The organism is Streptomyces sp. NPDC127106 (assembly GCF_042677605.1).
In the GTDB taxonomy this organism is placed as follows: domain Bacteria; phylum Actinomycetota; class Actinomycetes; order Streptomycetales; family Streptomycetaceae; genus Streptomyces.
In genome coordinates this window covers 58642-74494 of sequence record NZ_JBHXTC010000040.1, presented here as the reverse complement: position 1 = coordinate 74494, position 15853 = coordinate 58642, and the positions used below count along the sequence as shown (strand labels likewise).

The window sequence follows — 15853 nt, the reverse complement described above, 5'->3', positions numbered from 1 at the left end:
TTTCGCGGGCGCCCGGGTCTGTTTTTTAAACCCCCCGGGCGACGCCCGCCCCCCCCCCGGGGGGGGAGACCCCCCCCGCCCCGCCGGGGGGCCCCGGGCCCCCCCCCCCGGGGACCCCCGGGGGCCACCGGCGCGTTCCGGGGACCGCGGGGACGACGCCCCGCGCCTCAGGGCCGGGGGCGCTGCTCCCCGGGGGTGGAACTGTGCACGCCCGCCCGGTACTTCGGGATCCGCAGGGTGACCTTCATGCCCGCGCCGATCCCCGTCTCGATCACCGGCCCGTACGCGTCCCCGTACACCTGCCGGATCCGCTCGTCCACGTTCGTCAGACCGATCCCGGACGAGGACCCGGCCTGCTCCCCGGCCAGGATCCGCCGCAGCAGGGCCGGATCCATCCCGACCCCGTTGTCCTCGATGCTGATCACCGCCTCCGCCCCCGCGTCCCGGGCGGCGATCGTGATCAGGCACTCCCCGGCGGAGTTCTCCAGCCCGTGCTTGACCGCGTTCTCCACCAGCGGCTGCAGGCACAGGAACGGCAGCGCCACCGGCAGCACCTCCGGCGCCACCTGCAAGGTCACCTTCAGCCGGTCCCCGAACCGCGCCCCCGCCAGGGCCAGGTACTGCTCGATGGACCGCAGCTCCTCGGCCAGCGTCGTGAACTCCCCGTGCCGTCGGAAGGAGTAGCGGGTGAAGTCGGCGAACTCCAGCAGCAGGTCACGCGCCCGCTCCGGGTCGGTCCGGACGAACGAGGCGATCGCGGCCAGGGAGTTGAAGATGAAGTGCGGGGAGATCTGCGCCCGCAGCGCCTTGATCTCCGCCTCCATCAGCCGGGTCCGCGAGCGGTCCAGCTCCGCCAGCTCCAACTGCACCGAGACCCACCGCGCCACCTCGGTCGCCGCCCGCACCAGCACCGCCGACTCGCGCGAGCCGTACGCCACCAGCGCCCCCAGCACCCCGTCCTCTCCGGTCAGCGGGGCGACCACCGCCCACTTCAGCGGACAGTCGGGCCGCTGGCACTCGGTCCGCACGCTCTGGCTGCGCCCCGAGTCCAGCATGACCGCGACCCGCGCCATCGCCCGCCGCTGGTGGTGGTCGGCGCCCGGCCCGTCCCAGGCCAGCACCGACTCCCGGTCCGTCAGGCACAGCGCCTCCGTCCCCAGCAGGGAGCGCAGCCGCCGGGCCGCCTTGCGGGCGGCGTCCTCGGTCAGCCCGGCGCGCAGCGGGGGCGCGGCCAACGACGCGGTGTACAGGGTGTGGAACGTGGCCCGCTCCACCGGAGTGCCCAGGTCCGGCCCGGCCGCCCGCTCCCCGCGCCGGGCGTGCCACCGCCCGCCCGCCCAGCCCAGCCCCAGCAGGACGGCCCCCGACACCGCCGAGGCGGCCAGCAGGGCCGCGGTCACCGTGCGCCCCCGGCAGGGGCACGGCCCGGGCGGCCGTCGGCGGGGCGGCCGTCGCTCCCGGGGAGGGCCCCGGCCACGGTCTCGGGCAGGTGGAGCCGGGCCAGCGTCGCCGCCGTCCCCGCCGGGACCCGCGACCGGGTCGCCACCGACACCAGCACCATGGTCATGAAGCCCAGCGGCACCGACCAGGCCGCCGGCCAGGCCAGCAGGGCGTGCGCCCAGCCCTCCGGGGCCAGCCCCGCCCGGGTCGCCAGCACCGCGCCCAGCGCCGCCCCGCCGCCGGTGACCATCCCGGCCACGGCGCCCGGCGGGGTCAGCCCCCGCCACCAGATCCCCAGCACCAGCAGCGGGCAGAACGACGAGGCCGACACCGCGAACGCCAGCCCCACGGCGTCCGCCACCGGCACGTCGGCCAGCGCCACGCTCCCCGCCAGCGGCACCAGCATCGCCAGCAGCACCGCGATGCGGAAGGTCCGCACTCCCCGCCGCGCCAGCACGTCCTGGTGCAGCACCCCGGCCACCGCCATGGTGAGCCCCGACGCCGTCGACAGGAACGCGGCGAACGCGCCCCCGGCCAGCAGGGCGCCCAGCAGATCGCCGAGCAGCCCGCCCAGCATCCGCTCCGGGAGCACCAGCACCGCCGCGTCCGCGTCCCCGGTCAGCGCCAGCTCGGGCACGTAGGTCCGGCCGAGGGCCCCGTACACCGGCGGCAGCAGGTAGAAGAAGCCGAGCAGGGCGAGCACGGCCAGCGTGGTGCGGCGCGCGGCCGGGCCGTTGGGGCTCGTGTAGAACCGCACCGCGACGTGCGGCAGTCCCATGGTGCCGAGGAAGGTGGCCAGGATCAGCCCGTACGTCGCGTACAGGCCGAACGCCGGCTGGTCCCCGGCCAACGGCTCCGACCAGCGCGAGGCCCCGGCCCCGGCCGCCGGCCGGGACTCCGGCACGGGGGTGCCGGGCGTGAACTCCAGCCGCGCCCGGGCCCGCACGAGGTGCTGCCCGGCCCCGAGCGTCAGCGGCGCGGCCGTGTGCGTCCGCCCGTCCACCTGCCCGGTGACGGTCACCGTCAGCGGCGCGTCCAAGGTGAGGCGCACGTCCTCGGCGAGGGTGACCGCGGTGCGCTCGCGGAAGACGGCCGGTGCGTCGAAGGAGGCCCGGGGCGCGCCGTCCCCGGCCCAGGCGGTGAGCAGGAAGAAAGCGGGCACCAGCAGCGCGGTGAGCTTGAGCCAGTACTGGAAGGCCTGCACGAAGGTGATGCTCCGCATGCCGCCGGCGGCCACGGCCGCGGTCACGACGAAGGCGACGACCACCCCGCCCACCCAGTGCGGGGCCCCCGTCAGGATCTCCAGGGTCAGCCCGGCGCCCTGCAACTGCGGCAGCAGGTAGAGCCAGCCGACGCCGATCACGAACAGCACCGCGATCCGGCGCACCGCCTGCGACTGGAGGCGGGCTTCGGCGAAGTCGGGCAGCGTGTACGCCCCCGAGCGGCGCAGCGGGGCCGCCACGAGGGCCAGCAGTACCAGGTACCCGGCGGTGTAGCCGAGCGGGTACCAGAGCATGTCGGGCCCCTGGAGCATCACCAGCCCCGCCACCCCGAGGAAGGAGGCCGCGGAGAGGTACTCCCCGCTGATCGCCGCCGCGTTGAGGCGGGGGCCCACCGTGCGCGAGGCGACGTAGAAGTCGGAGGTGGTCCGGGATATCCGCAGGCCCAGCGCGCCGACCAGGACCGTCACCAGGACGACGACGGTGACCGCGGTCAGCGCGTACGTCTGGTTCACCGGGGGTCCTTCGGCCGGGGGAGGGGACGGCAGGGGTGACCGGAGTCTACGCAGCGCGACCGGCCGGCAACAGGCGTGATCCGGCGCGTTCCGGGGGCCCGCCGTCGGCCATGCGGGAGCTCATCCGGCGGGGTCGCGGTGCTCCGTGCAGTCCCGCAGCGCGATCTCCAGCTCCACGTACGAGTCCTCGGCGCGCCGGAACGCGAGCCGCAGCGCGGCCTCCGCCCGGGGCGGCAGCTGGAGGTGGACCCCCTCGTTCGCCGCGTACAGGACGTCGGCCCAGCGGGCGGCTGTGCTGCGCAGCCGGGCTAGGAGCACCTCGGCCTCGGCGGGACCGGCCGGCCGGGTCCGGGGCAGTCCGGCCACTGCGTCGAGCAGTGCCTGGATCTCGGCCATCGGCACCCCCCTTCCCTGATGACCTGCGGTTCCACGATAGGGGCGGCCGGGGGGCCCGGGCGCTGCGCGCCGGCGGCCCTGCGACCGACGGCACGGGTGGGGCGCCGTACGTCCCGTGCGACGCGACGAACGGCCGTCCCGCGCGCCGGACGGTCGGCGCGTCGGCTGGGGTGGTGCGTCGGCGTGGGCGCGTCGGCTGGGGTGGTGCGCCGGCCGGGCGCCTTGCGCTGTCGGACCGGCCCCGCGGCGCGTCAGCCGGTCGCCTGGCGCATCAGCAGGTCCCGCAGCTGGCGCGCGTGCCGGCGGCTGACCTGGAGCTCGGCCGCACCGACCCGGACGCTGGTGGTGCCGGCGTCCAGCCGGAGCTCGTCGATCCGGCGCAGCGCCACCAGGTGGCGGCGGTGGATGCGGACGAACCCGCGGGCCGCCCAGCGCTCCTCCAGGGTGGACAGCGGGATGCGCACGAGGTGGCTGCCCGCGTCGGTGTGCAGGCGGGCGTAGTCGCCCTGGGCCTCGACGTACGCGATGTCGGCGATCGCGACGAACCGGGTGACCCCGCCGAGCTCGACGGCGATCAGCTCCTGGGCGCGCTCGGCGCCGGCCGCCGCGGGTCCCGCGGCGGCCGTGGCGGCGGGGCGGTGCTGCGCGGGGACGGCGGGCGGCACCGCGGCGGGGCCGGCCGCGGCGGGAGGCTGCTGCGCGGCGCTGCGGCCGAGGTGGTCGCAGGCCCGCCGGACGGCCTCGGCCAGCCGCTCCGGCCGGACGGGCTTGAGGACGTAGTCCACCGCCTTGAGGTCGAAGGCCTGCACGGCGAAGCCCTCGTGGGCGGTGACGAACACGATCAGCGGCGGCTGCGCGAACCCGGCCAGCAGCCGGGCGATGTCGAGGCCGGTCAGCCCGGCCATGTGGATGTCGAGGAAGACGACGTCGATGGCGTCGGCCCCGTCGGGGCCGCTCTCCAGTGCGCGGGTGATCCGGCGCAGGGCCCCGGTGGCGTCGCAGGCGCCCTCGGCGCTCAGGACGCGGTCGTCGGACCGCAGCAGGTACAGGAGTTCCTCGAGGAGGGGCTTCTCGTCGTCGACGGCCAGTACGCGCAGCATGCGACGAGAGTGTAGGGAGCGGCGCGTCACGACGGAACGGTGCGCGGCCCGCCCGCCGGGGGAGGGGGAGCGGGGGGCCGCGCGGCTCGAAGGGTGGGGGGAGGGGAGGCGGTCAGGAGATGGTGATGGCCTTGCCGTCGGGAGCGACGGCGTACCAGGTGCCGCCGACGCCCTGGCCGTTGATGTCACCGGGCTTCTTGTCGCCGGTGAAGGTGTAGATGGGCCAGCAGTCGATGCTCTGCTGCTTCTTGCCGTCGGGGCGGTCGAGCACCGAGAAGCCCTTCTCCGTGATGCCCTTGGCGTTGGCCTTGTCCACCGGGGGCACGACCGGCCACTTGGCCAGGCAGTCGCCGGTGCAGTTGGAGGCCATCGGCCAGGCGGTGTCCTTCTTGAAGCGGTAGACGGTCATGCCGTTGCCGTCGACGACGTGGTCGCCGAGCTTGGGGTCCTTGGCCACGGACAGCGCGCCCGTGGCCGGGGCCGCGCCGGAGCCCGCGCCCGCGCCCGCGCCCGCGCCGGAGCCCGCGCCCGCGCCGGAGCCCGCGCCCGCACCGGAGCCCTGGCCCGCACCGGCCGCCCCCTTCGCGGCCTTCTTGCCGTCGGGGGCGAGCGCGAACCAGGTGCCGCCGACGCCCTGACCGTTCAGGTCCCCGGCCTTGGCGTCCTTGGCGTAGCGGTACACCGGCCAGCCGCCCACCGTCAGCTGCTTGCTGCCGTCGCTGCGGACGACCTCGCCGAGCGCGGAGGCGTCCATGCCCGCGGCGGCGGTGACGTCGCCGGCCGGGACCGGGGGCCAGGCCTTGGCGCAGTCGCCGTCGCAGTTGGACTTCGGGGGCTTGGGGGTGTCCTTGTCGAAGCGGTAGAGGGTGAAGCCGGCGCTGTCGGTGAGGACCTGGCCGAGCTGTTCGGTCTGCGCGATCGCCAACTGCCCGCCGGCCTTGGTGGCCACGTCCGCGCCCGCGCCGGCGTCGCCGCCCGAGCCGTAGTCGGAGCCGTACCCGGATCCCGCCTGCGCGGCGGCCCCCGCCGGCTTGACCGCGCCGGCCTTGGTCTCGCCCTGGCCGCAGGCCGTGGCGGTCAGTGCGACGACGACGGCCACGGTGGCCAGGGTGGTTCCGCGCTTGATGCCCATCTCGATCTCTCCCACGTGTGGTGTTCCCGTGTCCGGCGCCCGGTGTGTGCGGTGCGCCGGCAACTGTGCTCAGGACACGGGGTGGGGAGCCCGGTCTGTTCACGGCGGGCGGTGTGGGGTGTTTCACTCACCCGCCGTCGAACCCGGCCCGCCGTAGAGCCGTGACCACAGCAAGGCCCAGAACGCGGTGTCCGGCGTCATTGGGGTGCAGCCCGTCCGCCAGGTGCTCCGGCCCGAGCAGGTCCCGGCCGGGCAGCAGGACCAGCCGGTCGTCCCCGGCGGCGCTCCGCTCCCGGACCGCCCGCTCCATCGCGTCGCGCAGGGCGCCCAGGGTGGCGCCCAGCCGGTTCGGGGTGCGCTCGGCATCGGGCCGCAGCACGGGGGAGAGCAGCAGCAGCGGGGTGTGCGGGTGCCCCTGGCGGACCAGGTCGAGGAAGGCGCGGGTGGTCTCGTACAGCAGCGGCGCCGAATGGGGGACGCGGGTCCAGCAGTTGGTGCCGAAGGCGAGGGTGAGGACGTCGGCGGGGAGTGCGGCGAGCTGCTCGGCGGTGGCGAGCTCGCCGCGCGCGGCGCCCGCGTACCCGAGGTTGACGGTGTCCCAGCCGAGGACCCGGCCGGCGACGGCCGGCCAGCCGTGGGCGGGGCGGGTCGACCACCAGCCCTCGGTGATCGAGTCGCCGTGCACCACCCAGCGGGGGGCGGCCGGGGCCGGGGCCACGGGGCCGCCGACCCCGCGCAGGCCCAGGATCCGGGGCGACTGCGCCTCGGGCGGGTGGACGGTGAAGGGGCCGGGCCCGCCGGGCAGGTCGATGCGCACGACGGCCTCGGGGGCCGGGTCGGTCCAGACCTCGCGGACCACCCCGTGGCGGTCCCACAGGGCGAAGCCGTGGGCGAGGTCGCGCAGCGCGTCGGTGGGGCCGGGGACGGCGGCCCGGTAGCGGACGTCCACGGCGTGCGTCCCGTCCGCGGCGGTGAACTCCAGCCGCACCCCGATCGGCAGCGTGGCCCGCTCGCCGGTGTCCCGGGGCAGCCGCAGGGTGTCGTCCGGATCGGCGCGGACCGGGCGGCCCCGGTCGAGCCAGGCGACCCCGCGCAGGAAGGGCTGTGGGTCGAGCCAGGCCGTGGCCGTGGTGTCGGCATCCATGGCCCCGCACGCTGCGGCAATTCTGACGCACTGTCAAGGAAGGCGGTTTGGGTGATTCACGCACTGATCGATCATCCGCGTGCAACAAAGGGCTGCCCAGAACGGATCCGTGCAACGATCGTGCGCCAATGTGCAAGGATGGTGCATTACGGGCGCTATCTCTCAGCTCGTAGGCTCACTCGCTGTACGTGGAGTGGCGCGGTCCGCCTCCTCGGCGGTCCGCCCATGCCCAGACGCCCGTCTGTGTCCTGCTCCGGATCGCTGCGGCCGATGCCTCAACCCCCATCCGCAGTGTCAAAGGAGTCCCCTCGTGCTCGACCACGACCAGGCGCCGCCGCTCTCGAAGGAGTCGCGGAGGCCTGCGAACCCGCTGCTCCGCCGCAAGCCCGTAGAGCAGCTCGTCGCCGAGGGCGGCCAGGGTGAGGGCGGCGTCCTGCGCCGTTCGCTCACCATGTGGCAGCTGACGATGATCAGCATCGGCGCCACGCTCGGCACCGGCATCTTCGTGGTCCTCGGCGAGGCGGCCCCCAAGGCCGGCCCCGCCGTGACGATCTCCTTCGTCATCGCGGGCCTCACCGCGCTCTTCTCGGCCCTCTCCTACGCGGAGCTGGCCGGCTCGGTGCCCGTCTCCGGCTCCTCGTACTCCTACGCGTACGCCACGATGGGCGAGTTCATCGCCTGGATCTGCGGCTGGTGCCTGGTCCTGGAGTACGCCGTCTCCGTCGCGGCCGTGGCCGTCGGCTGGGGCCAGTACCTCAACGAGCTCCTCGACGGGATATTCGGCTTCACCATCCCCGAGGGCCTCTCCGCCCCGCTGGGCGAGGGCGGCTTCATCAACCTGCCCTCGCTGGTCGTGGTCCTGCTCGCCATGGTCTTCCTGATGCGCGGCGCCAAGGAGAGCGCCCGCATCAACGCGATCATGGTCATCATCAAGATCGCCACGCTGGTGCTCTTCATCGGCATCGGCGTCCTGGGCATCAAGTCCGGCAACTACGCCCCGCTGGCCCCGCTCGGCATCACCGGCATCAGCGCCGCCGCCTCCACCCTCTTCTTCTCCTACATCGGCTTCGACGCCGCCTCCACCGCCGGTGAAGAGGCCAAGAACCCGAAGAAGGACCTGCCGCGCGCGATCATGCTGTCGCTGGGCATCGTCACCGTCCTGTACTGCCTCGTCGCCTTCGTCGCCGTCGGCGCCATGCCCTGGCAGGACTTCGAGGGCACCGAGGCCGCGCTCGCCCAGATCATGACCGACGTCACCGGTGGCAGCTTCTGGGGCATCGTCCTCGCCGCGGGCGCCGTCGTCGCCATCGCCTCCGTCGTCTTCGCCGTCCTCTACGGCCAGACCCGCATCCTGTTCGCGATGTCCCGCGACGGCCTGGTCCCCAAGGTCTTCGCCAAGGTCGACGAGAAGACCGGCGCCCCCCGCGTCAACGTGCTCATCGTCTCCCTGTTCTGCGGCGTCCTCGCGGCCTTCATCCCGCTGGGCAAGCTGGCCGACGCCACCAGCATCGGCACCCTCTTCGCCTTCGCCCTGGTCAACGTCGCCGTGGTGATCCTGCGCCGCACCAGGCCGGACATGCCGCGCACCTTCAAGGTGGCCCTCTTCCCGGTCACCCCGATCCTGGGCTTCATCGCCTGCGCGTACATGATGTACAACCTGCCGATGCCGACCTGGATCGCGTTCGGTCTCTGGATGGTCGTCGGTGTCGTGGTGTACTTCGTATACGGCTTCCGCCGCTCCCGACTGGCCACAGCAGAAATGTGATCCACCCGCAGTGCGACTGAACGATCTCGACGAACGCATCGTGCACGCCCTCGCCGAGGATGCCCGCCGCTCCTACGCCGACATCGGCTCCGAGGTCGGACTCTCGGCCCCGGCCGTCAAACGGCGCGTGGACCGGCTGCGGAGCGAGGGGGCCATCACCGGCTTCACCGTCCGCGTCGACCCCGCCGCCATGGGCTGGGAGACCGAGGGGTTCATCGAGATCTACTGCCGCCACAACACCTCCCCGGACGACATCCGGCGAGGACTGGAGCGGTACCCGGAGGTGGTGTCCGCGTCGACCGTGACCGGCGACGCGGACGCCCTCGTCCAGGTCTTCGCCTCCGACATGCGGCACTTCGAGCGGGTGCTGGAGCGCATCGCGGGCGAGCCCTTCGTGGAGCGCACCAAGTCGGTGCTCGTCCTCTCCCCCCTCCTGCGCCGCTTCACCTCCGGCGCCCCCGCGTAAGGCGGGCAGCGGCAGAGGTACGGCCGTACGCGGAAAGGGCCCCCGGAATCGCCTTCCGGGGGCCCTTCCTGCGTACCCGCCCCGCCGCGAGGGGTTCCCGGCCCGCCCGCCGCGCCGCGGCGCCGCAGGCGCGGTTCACCGGCTGCCGCGGGCCCCGGCAGCCGGCGCGAGGCCGGCCCCGACGAGCCCCCGGCGAGCCAGCAGCATCCGCCGCTCCTCCTCCGTCAGCCCGCCCCACACCCCGAAGGGCTCGCGGGTGCGCAGGGCGTGCTCCAGGCACGCGGCCCGCACCGGGCAGACCGCGCACACCCGCTTCGCCGCCTCGTCGCGTTCGTCCCGTTCCGGACCCCGCTCGCCCGCGGGGTGGTAGAAGCGGCCGGGGCCCAGGTTCCGGCAGGCCGCCCGAAGCTGCCACTGCCAGTGGTGGTGCGCGGCTCCCGGAAGCCGTGAGACGTCGTTCATGGCGGTGTGCCTCCTGTCGTCGATGAGTCCGCGTGTGACCGCTCGACGCCCCGCCAAACCCGTCGGCCCCCCTACGGCACCCCGGATGGCGCGATTCCGCCCCATGGCGGGCCGGGCCGGGCCGGTCAGCCCAGCGGCGCCGCGGGGGTGCGCAGGCCGATGAAGGACGGGCGGCGGCGGAGGGTGAACCCCATGGACTCGTACAGGGCGATCGCCCCCGCGTTGTCCGCCGCGGCGTGCAGGAACGGCCGCTCGCCGCGCGCCGCGACCTCCGCCGCCACTGCTCGGACCAGCCGCGCGGCGAGCCCCCGGCCCCGGTGGTCCGGGTGGGTGCACACCGCGCTGATCTCCGACCAGCCCGGCGGCCGCATCCGCTCGCCCGCCATCGCGACGAGCCGCCCCCCGTGCCGTATGCCCAGGTAGGTGCCCAGCTCGACGGTGCGGTCCAGGAACGGCCCCGGCTTCGTCAGCTCCACCAGTTCGAGCATCTCCGGTACGTCCGCCGGACCCAGTCGCACCGCCTCCGGCGCCGGCTCGGCCCGTACCGCCGAACCGTCGAACTGCACCCCCTCGATCGCGAGCACCGTCGTCCACCCGGGCGGCGGGGTCAGCAGGCCGGTGACCCACACCGGCCCGTCCGGACCCACCAGCTCCGCCAGATCGGCCCAGGCGCGCGGATCATCCGGGTCCGCCAGCGCCGCGAACGGCGAGGTGTCGGCGGTGTACCGCGCGGCCAGCCCGCCGGGCGCGGGCTCGGCGAACGCACCGCCGCTCGGGCCGTTCAGCGCGGCCCACACCGGGTTGTCCAGGACGTGGACGGGCGCGGCGGTCTCGGTTTCGGGCGACATGAGGCGGTGCACTCCTCTCCATCGGACGGCGCGCCCGGGCCCCGCACAGTGTCTCGACGGCCCCGCACACCGCCAACAGACTGCTCGGTAGGACGGTCACCATGGTCAGCAACCGTCGCGGGCGGCTTTATGCCCCGGGCAGGGCGGACGGTGCACCGCGGGCGGCGGCGACGGCCGGTACCCTCGATGACCTGCGGCGACCCGGTACCCAGCCGGCCGGCCCGCCCGCCCGCCGTCGCGGGCCCGTTCCGCGCCGCCGGGGCCGGGATCCGCGCGGCCCTGCGCAACGAATCGCCGCCCCATCGGGCAAACGCGCAACGAATCGATGCGCGCAGCGCAACGCTCATGGCTTGTCCGGGTCGAACGCGTAACCGTACCTTCGTAGGACACCCCGCCCCACCTGCCACAGAGGTAGCCCATGCCCCCGCTGCGCACTGCCCTCCTCCAGAGCTCCGGAGTTCTCGGCGACACCGCCGTGAACCTGAAGGCGCTCGACGAGGCCGCGGCCCGCGCCGCCGAGGCGGGCGTCGGACTCCTCGTGACCTCGGAGATGTTCCTGACCGGCTACGCACTGCCGGTCGAGGAGATCGCCTCCCTCGCCGAGGCCGCCGACGGCACGTCGGCCCGCGCGATCGGCGAGATCGCCCGCCGCCACGGGCTCGGCGTCCTGTACGGCTACCCGGAGCGGGACGGCGCGACCGTCTACAACTCGGCGCAGCTCATCGGCCCGGACGGGGCCCGCCTCGCGAACTACCGCAAGACCCACCTGTTCGGCTGCTTCGAGCAGGATGCCTTCACGCCCGGCGACACCCAGGTCGTCCAGGCCGACCTGAACGGCCTCCGCATCGGCATCATGATCTGCTACGACGTGGAGTTCCCGGAGAACGTCCGGGCCCACGCACTGGCGGGCACCGACCTCCTCCTGGTGCCGACCGCGCAGATGCACCCGTTCCAGTTCGTCGCCGAACAGCTCGTCCCCGTACGGGCCTTCGAGAGCCAGATGTACATCGCGTACGTCAACCGCACCGGCCCGGAAGGCGAGTTCGAGTTCGTCGGACTCAGCTGCCTGGCCTCCCCGGACGGGGTCACCCGGACCCGGGCGGGCCGCGGCGAGGAGATGGTGATCGGCGAGGCCGATCCCGAGCTGCTGCGGAACTCGCGCGAGAACAACCCCTACCTGCGCGACCGCCGCCCCGGGCTCTACTCCTCCCTCGTCTGAGCCCCCGGCCCGCGAACTCCGGCCCCCCGGCCCGCTCCGTCCACCCCCCTCTGCCCCACCCTGCAAGGAGTCGTACCCCATGACGTCCACGGTGCCCACCACCGCCGTCCCGCACAGCGACGGCCAGCTGCCGATCACCATGTTCGGCCCGGACTTCCCGTACGCGTACGACGACTTCCTCGCGCACCCGGCGGGCCTGGGCCAGATACCGGCGACCGAGCACGGCACCGAGGTCGCGGTCATCGGCGGCGGTCTGTCCGGCATCATCTCCGCCTACGAGCTGATGAAGATGGGCCTCAAGCCCGTCGTCTACGAGGCGGACCAGATCGGCGGACGCCTGCGCACCGTCGGCTTCGAGGGCACCGGCACCGAGGGGCTCACCGCGGAGATGGGCGCCATGCGCTTCCCGCCCTCCTCCACCGCCCTGCAGCACTACATCGACCTCGTCGGCCTGAAGACCGAGCCGTTCCCGAACCCGCTGGCCGAGGCCACCCCCTCGACGGTCGTGGACCTCAAGGGCGAGTCCCACTACGCCGAGACGATCGCCGACCTCCCGCAGATCTACCGCGACGTCGCCGACGCGTGGAACGCCTGCCTGGAGGAGGGCGCCGACTTCTCCGACATGAACACCGCGATGCGCGAGCGCGACGTCCCGCGCATCCGCGAGATCTGGGCCAAGCTCGTCGAGAAGCTCGACAACCAGACCTTCTACGGCTACCTGTGCGAGTCGGAGGCCTTCCAGTCCTTCCGCAAGCGCGAGATCTTCGGCCAGGTCGGCTTCGGCACCGGCGGCTGGGACACCGACTTCCCCAACTCCATCCTGGAGATCCTGCGCGTCGTCTACACCGAGGCGGACGACCACCACCGCGGCATCGTCGGCGGCTCCCAGCAGCTGCCGCTGCGCCTGTGGGAGCGCGAGCCCGAGAAGATCCTCCACTGGGCCCAGGGCACCTCGCTGTCCACCCTGCACGACGGCACCCCGCGCCCGGCGGTGACCCGCCTGCACCGCACGGCCGGCAACCGCATCACGGTCACCGACGCCTCCGGCGACATCCGCACGTACCGTGCCGCGATCTTCACGGCCCAGTCCTGGATGCTGCTCTCCAAGATCGAGTGCGACGACTCGCTGTTCCCGATCGACCACTGGACGGCGATCGAGCGCACCCACTACATGGAGTCCTCGAAGCTCTTCATTCCGGTGGACCGCCCGTTCTGGCTGGACAAGGACGAGCAGACCGGTCGCGACGTCATGTCGATGACGCTGACGGACCGGATGACCCGCGGCACCTACCTGCTGGACAACGGACCGGACCAGCCGGCCGTGATCTGCCTGTCGTACACCTGGTGCGACGACAGCCTGAAGTGGCTGCCGCTGTCCGCGAACGAGCGGATGGAGGTCATGCTGAAGTCCCTCGGCGAGATCTACCCGAAGGTCGACATCCGCCGCCACATCATCGGCAACCCGGTGACCGTCTCCTGGGAGAACGAGCCCTACTTCATGGGCGCGTTCAAGGCCAACCTCCCCGGCCACTACCGCTACCAGCGGCGCCTGTTCACCCACTTCATGCAGGACCGCCTCCCGGAGGACAAGCGCGGCATCTTCCTCGCCGGCGACGACATCTCCTGGACGGCCGGCTGGGCCGAGGGTGCCGTGCAGACGGCGCTGAACGCGGTCTGGGGCGTCATGCACCACCTCGGCGGTGAGACCGACGCCACCAACCCGGGCCCGGGCGACGTCTACGACGAGATCGCCCCGGTCGAGCTGCCCGAGGACTGAGCCGCCGGCTCCCCGTGACCACGGGCCGCCCCCGCGTACACAGCGCGGTGGCGGCCCGTTTTCCATGCCCGGGGGCGGTCGCCCGGCCCGCGGGGTCCCGTGGTGGCGCGCCGAAGCTGCCGCCGGCGGTGCGGCGGTGCGGCGGTGCGGCGGTGCGGCGGTGGGTGGTCAGGCGGTCGGGGTCAGGAGGCAGCGGCCCACCAGGCCGACGCCCGCGTCCAGGGACTCGGTGAACTCCTCGACCAGGTCGGGGGAGCGGCGCAGCCCCCACAGCAGGCGGGCCGCCGACCACGCGGCTCCGCGCGCCCGCTCCAGGCTCCACGAGCCGACCAGGTGCGTCAGCGGGTCGGTGACCTCCAGCAGGTCGGGGCCCGGCATCAGGTCCTCCCGGATGCGCTCCTCCAGGCTGACCAGGGTGTCGCCGACCCGGTCGAAGTCGGCTTCCAGCGCCCGTGGTTCGCACTCCAGCGCCCGACAGGTGGTGACCACCGCCAGGGCCAGGTCGTGGCCGATGTGCGCGTTGATCCCGGCCAGGGCGTGCTGCAGCGGCCGTACCCCGGGGTGGCGGCGGTACTGCAGCAGCGGCCGCCAGCACGCGGGGGGCCGGTCCGACTCCACCGCCGTCAGATACCGCTGCGCGAACCGCACGCTGAGCGTCTGCGCCTGCCGGGGCGCGGGGAACTCCCCGCTGCGGATGCGCTCGTGCAGCGTCTGCGTCACCGTCAGGTACACCCGGTTGAAGACGGCGACGCCGTCCCGCGCGGGGAGCCGCTCGTCCAGGGCGCGCATCCGCGCCAGCACTTCGTCCACGGGAGGCAGGGTCCCAGCCGGCGGCGCGGATCGGGAGGGCTTGGCCGTGTGCTTCGCCGGTTCGGGCGAACCGCCTCAGCGGCGCCCGTCCGGGCCGCCGCCCGCCTCCGGGTCCTCGTCGTACCTGGAGGTGCCCGCGTCCAGCAGCGGCTCCTGCTCCTTCATGTGCGCGGGGGCGAGGTAGCGCAGGGTGTGGTAGCCGGTGATGACGACGAGGGTGCCGAGGGCGATCCCGCCGAGCTCGAAGGACTCGGTCAGCTGGAGCTTCACCCCGCCGATGCCGATGATGATGCCCGCCGCGGCCGGCACCAGGTTCAGCGGATTGCGCAGGTCCACCCGGCCGTTCAGCCAGATCTGCGCGCCGAGCAGGCCGATCATGCCGTACAGGATGACGGTGATACCGCCGAGCACGCCGCCGGGGATGGCGGCCACGACCGCGCCGAACTTGGGGCACAGGCCGAAGAGGAGGGCGAAGCCGGCGGCCGCCCAGTAGGCCGCCGTCGAGTAGACCCGGGTGGCCGCCATGACGCCGATGTTCTCGGAGTAGGTGGTGTTCGGCGGTCCGCCGACCGCGCTGGACAGCATGGACGCCGCGCCGTCGGCGGCGATGGCCGTGCCGAGGGCGTCGTCGAGGGGGTCGCCGGTCATCTCGGCGACGGCCTTGATGTGCCCGGCGTTCTCGGCGACGAGGGCGATCACCACCGGCAGGGCGACCAGGATCGCCGACCACTCGAACTGCGGGGCATGGAAGGCCGGCAGGCCGATCCAGTCGGCCTCCGCGACCCCGGAGAGGTCGAGCCGCCAGTGGTCGACGGCCTGGGTTCCGCCGGCCGGCGAGTGGATCTTGCCGAAGACCAGGTCGAAGAGGGCGGAGACCGCGTACCCGAAGACCAGCCCGAGGAAGATCGCGATGCGCGACCAGAACCCGCGCAGACAGACCACGGCCAGGCCGGTGAACAGCATGGTCAGCAGTGCCGTCCACTGGTCCTGCGGCCAGTACGTCGAGGCCGTGACCGGCGCCAGGTTGAAGCCGATCAGCATGACCACCGCACCGGTCACCACGGGCGGCATCGCCGCGTGGATGATCCGCGCGCCGAACCGCTGCACCGCGAGGCCGGCCAGGAACAGGGCCACGCCCACGCTGAACAGGGCGCCGGTGACCACCGCGCTGTCCCCGCCCGACGCCCGGATGGTCGCGGCCACGCCCACGAAGGACAGCGAGCAGCCCAGGTACGAGGGCACCCGGCCGCGCGTGGCCAGCAGGAACACGATCGTGGCCAGACCCGACATCATGATCGCCAGGTTGGGGTCCAGGCCCATGAGGACCGGCGCGACGAAGCTCGCGCCGAACATCGCCACCACGTGCTGGGCGCCGAGCCCCGCGGTACGCGGCCACGACAGCCGCTCGTCCGGCCGCACCACCGCGCCGGGGGCGGGGGTCCGCCCGTCTCCGTGCAGGGTCCAGCGCACGCCGAGGCCCATGTCCCACCCACCACTTCCGTCGAGCCGGTCGATCAAGCATTCTGGCCGCGACGGATCGATCGATCCCGCCGAAGCCA

Annotated in this window: 14 protein-coding genes; 4 read left to right on the top strand and 10 right to left on the bottom strand. The window is 73.8% G+C overall.

The features are described 5' to 3' along the window. Window positions 1–167: 167 nt before the first annotated feature. The 6 genes from ACFVGY_RS27540 to ACFVGY_RS27515 form a co-directional block, all read right to left on the bottom strand. Entirely contained in the window at window positions 168–1400 is a 1233-nt protein-coding gene (locus tag ACFVGY_RS27540) for a sensor histidine kinase (protein ID WP_385681812.1), read from the bottom strand. Next, window positions 1397–3175, bottom strand: a complete 1779-nt coding sequence (locus ACFVGY_RS27535) for a cation acetate symporter (RefSeq protein ID WP_385681810.1) — start codon at window positions 3173–3175, stop codon at window positions 1397–1399. The genes ACFVGY_RS27540 and ACFVGY_RS27535 overlap by 4 nt, the downstream gene beginning before the upstream one ends. A gap of 120 nt (window positions 3176–3295) precedes the next feature. Then, window positions 3296–3571, bottom strand: coding sequence for a hypothetical protein (locus tag ACFVGY_RS27530; RefSeq protein ID WP_385681808.1), 276 nt, complete (start codon window positions 3569–3571; stop codon window positions 3296–3298). 251 nt (window positions 3572–3822) lie between these two features. After that, a complete protein-coding gene (locus ACFVGY_RS27525) occupies window positions 3823–4671 on the bottom strand; it encodes a LytR/AlgR family response regulator transcription factor (protein ID WP_385681806.1) in 849 nt (282 codons plus the stop codon). A 112-nt stretch (window positions 4672–4783) separates the two neighbouring features. Then, a complete protein-coding gene (locus ACFVGY_RS27520; RefSeq protein ID WP_385681820.1) occupies window positions 4784–5803 on the bottom strand; it encodes an SCO0930 family lipoprotein in 1020 nt (339 codons plus the stop codon). A 127-nt stretch (window positions 5804–5930) separates the two neighbouring features. Continuing rightward, window positions 5931–6947 carry a GDSL-type esterase/lipase family protein gene (locus ACFVGY_RS27515; RefSeq protein ID WP_385681805.1) on the bottom strand — a complete coding sequence of 339 codons (1017 nt, stop codon included), beginning with the start codon at window positions 6945–6947 and terminating at the stop codon, window positions 5931–5933. 310 nt (window positions 6948–7257) lie between these two features. Between ACFVGY_RS27515 and ACFVGY_RS27510 the strand changes: the two genes are divergently transcribed. Next, window positions 7258–8712: an amino acid permease gene (locus ACFVGY_RS27510; protein WP_385681803.1), complete on the top strand. Its 1455-nt coding sequence runs from the start codon at window positions 7258–7260 to the stop codon at window positions 8710–8712. Window positions 8713–8722: 10 nt separating this feature from the next. Further along, the gene (locus tag ACFVGY_RS27505) at window positions 8723–9178 is read left to right on the top strand and encodes an Lrp/AsnC family transcriptional regulator (protein WP_179177713.1); all 456 of its coding nucleotides are present in this window, start codon (window positions 8723–8725) and stop codon (window positions 9176–9178) included. Window positions 9179–9313: 135 nt separating this feature from the next. On the opposite strand, the gene ACFVGY_RS27500 is transcribed toward ACFVGY_RS27505, so the two are convergent. Together ACFVGY_RS27500 and ACFVGY_RS27495 are read right to left on the bottom strand one after the other, a co-directional pair. Continuing rightward, window positions 9314–9640 (bottom strand): WhiB family transcriptional regulator, encoded by a 327-nt coding sequence (locus ACFVGY_RS27500; RefSeq protein WP_385681801.1) that lies wholly within the window; start codon window positions 9638–9640, stop codon window positions 9314–9316. Between the two features lie 125 nt (window positions 9641–9765). Then, window positions 9766–10488: a GNAT family N-acetyltransferase gene (locus tag ACFVGY_RS27495; RefSeq protein ID WP_385681799.1), complete on the bottom strand. Its 723-nt coding sequence runs from the start codon at window positions 10486–10488 to the stop codon at window positions 9766–9768. A gap of 418 nt (window positions 10489–10906) precedes the next feature. Between ACFVGY_RS27495 and ACFVGY_RS27490 the strand changes: the two genes are divergently transcribed. Both ACFVGY_RS27490 and ACFVGY_RS27485 read left to right on the top strand, forming a co-directional pair. Beyond that, a complete protein-coding gene (locus ACFVGY_RS27490; RefSeq protein WP_385681797.1) occupies window positions 10907–11707 on the top strand; it encodes a carbon-nitrogen hydrolase family protein in 801 nt (266 codons plus the stop codon). A gap of 79 nt (window positions 11708–11786) precedes the next feature. Next, a complete protein-coding gene (locus ACFVGY_RS27485) occupies window positions 11787–13484 on the top strand; it encodes a flavin monoamine oxidase family protein (protein ID WP_385681795.1) in 1698 nt (565 codons plus the stop codon). A gap of 168 nt (window positions 13485–13652) precedes the next feature. Here ACFVGY_RS27485 and ACFVGY_RS27480 read toward each other — a convergent pair whose 3' ends face one another. Then, complete coding sequence (locus ACFVGY_RS27480) at window positions 13653–14303, bottom strand: DUF5995 family protein (RefSeq protein ID WP_385681818.1); 651 nt, start codon at window positions 14301–14303, stop codon at window positions 13653–13655. Between the two features lie 66 nt (window positions 14304–14369). After that, window positions 14370–15776: a uracil-xanthine permease family protein gene (locus ACFVGY_RS27475; protein ID WP_385681793.1), complete on the bottom strand. Its 1407-nt coding sequence runs from the start codon at window positions 15774–15776 to the stop codon at window positions 14370–14372. Between the last annotated feature and the right edge of the window lie 77 nt (window positions 15777–15853).

What these genes read in the sequence shown, in the direction of transcription:
- ACFVGY_RS27530 (WP_385681808.1), bottom strand. Translation starts at nt 3,571, where the DNA reads ATGGCCGAGATCCAGGCACTGCTCGACGCAGTGGCCGGACTGCCCCGG.
- ACFVGY_RS27525 (WP_385681806.1), bottom strand. Translation starts at nt 4,671, where the DNA reads ATGCTGCGCGTACTGGCCGTCGACGACGAGAAGCCCCTCCTCGAGGAA.
- ACFVGY_RS27520 (WP_385681820.1), bottom strand. Translation starts at nt 5,803, where the DNA reads ATGGGCATCAAGCGCGGAACCACCCTGGCCACCGTGGCCGTCGTCGTC.
- ACFVGY_RS27515 (WP_385681805.1), bottom strand. Translation starts at nt 6,947, where the DNA reads ATGGATGCCGACACCACGGCCACGGCCTGGCTCGACCCACAGCCCTTC.
- ACFVGY_RS27500 (WP_385681801.1), bottom strand. Translation starts at nt 9,640, where the DNA reads ATGAACGACGTCTCACGGCTTCCGGGAGCCGCGCACCACCACTGGCAG.
- ACFVGY_RS27495 (WP_385681799.1), bottom strand. Translation starts at nt 10,488, where the DNA reads ATGTCGCCCGAAACCGAGACCGCCGCGCCCGTCCACGTCCTGGACAAC.
- ACFVGY_RS27490 (WP_385681797.1), top strand. Translation starts at nt 10,907, where the DNA reads ATGCCCCCGCTGCGCACTGCCCTCCTCCAGAGCTCCGGAGTTCTCGGC.
- ACFVGY_RS27485 (WP_385681795.1), top strand. Translation starts at nt 11,787, where the DNA reads ATGACGTCCACGGTGCCCACCACCGCCGTCCCGCACAGCGACGGCCAG.
- ACFVGY_RS27475 (WP_385681793.1), bottom strand. Translation starts at nt 15,776, where the DNA reads ATGGGCCTCGGCGTGCGCTGGACCCTGCACGGAGACGGGCGGACCCCC.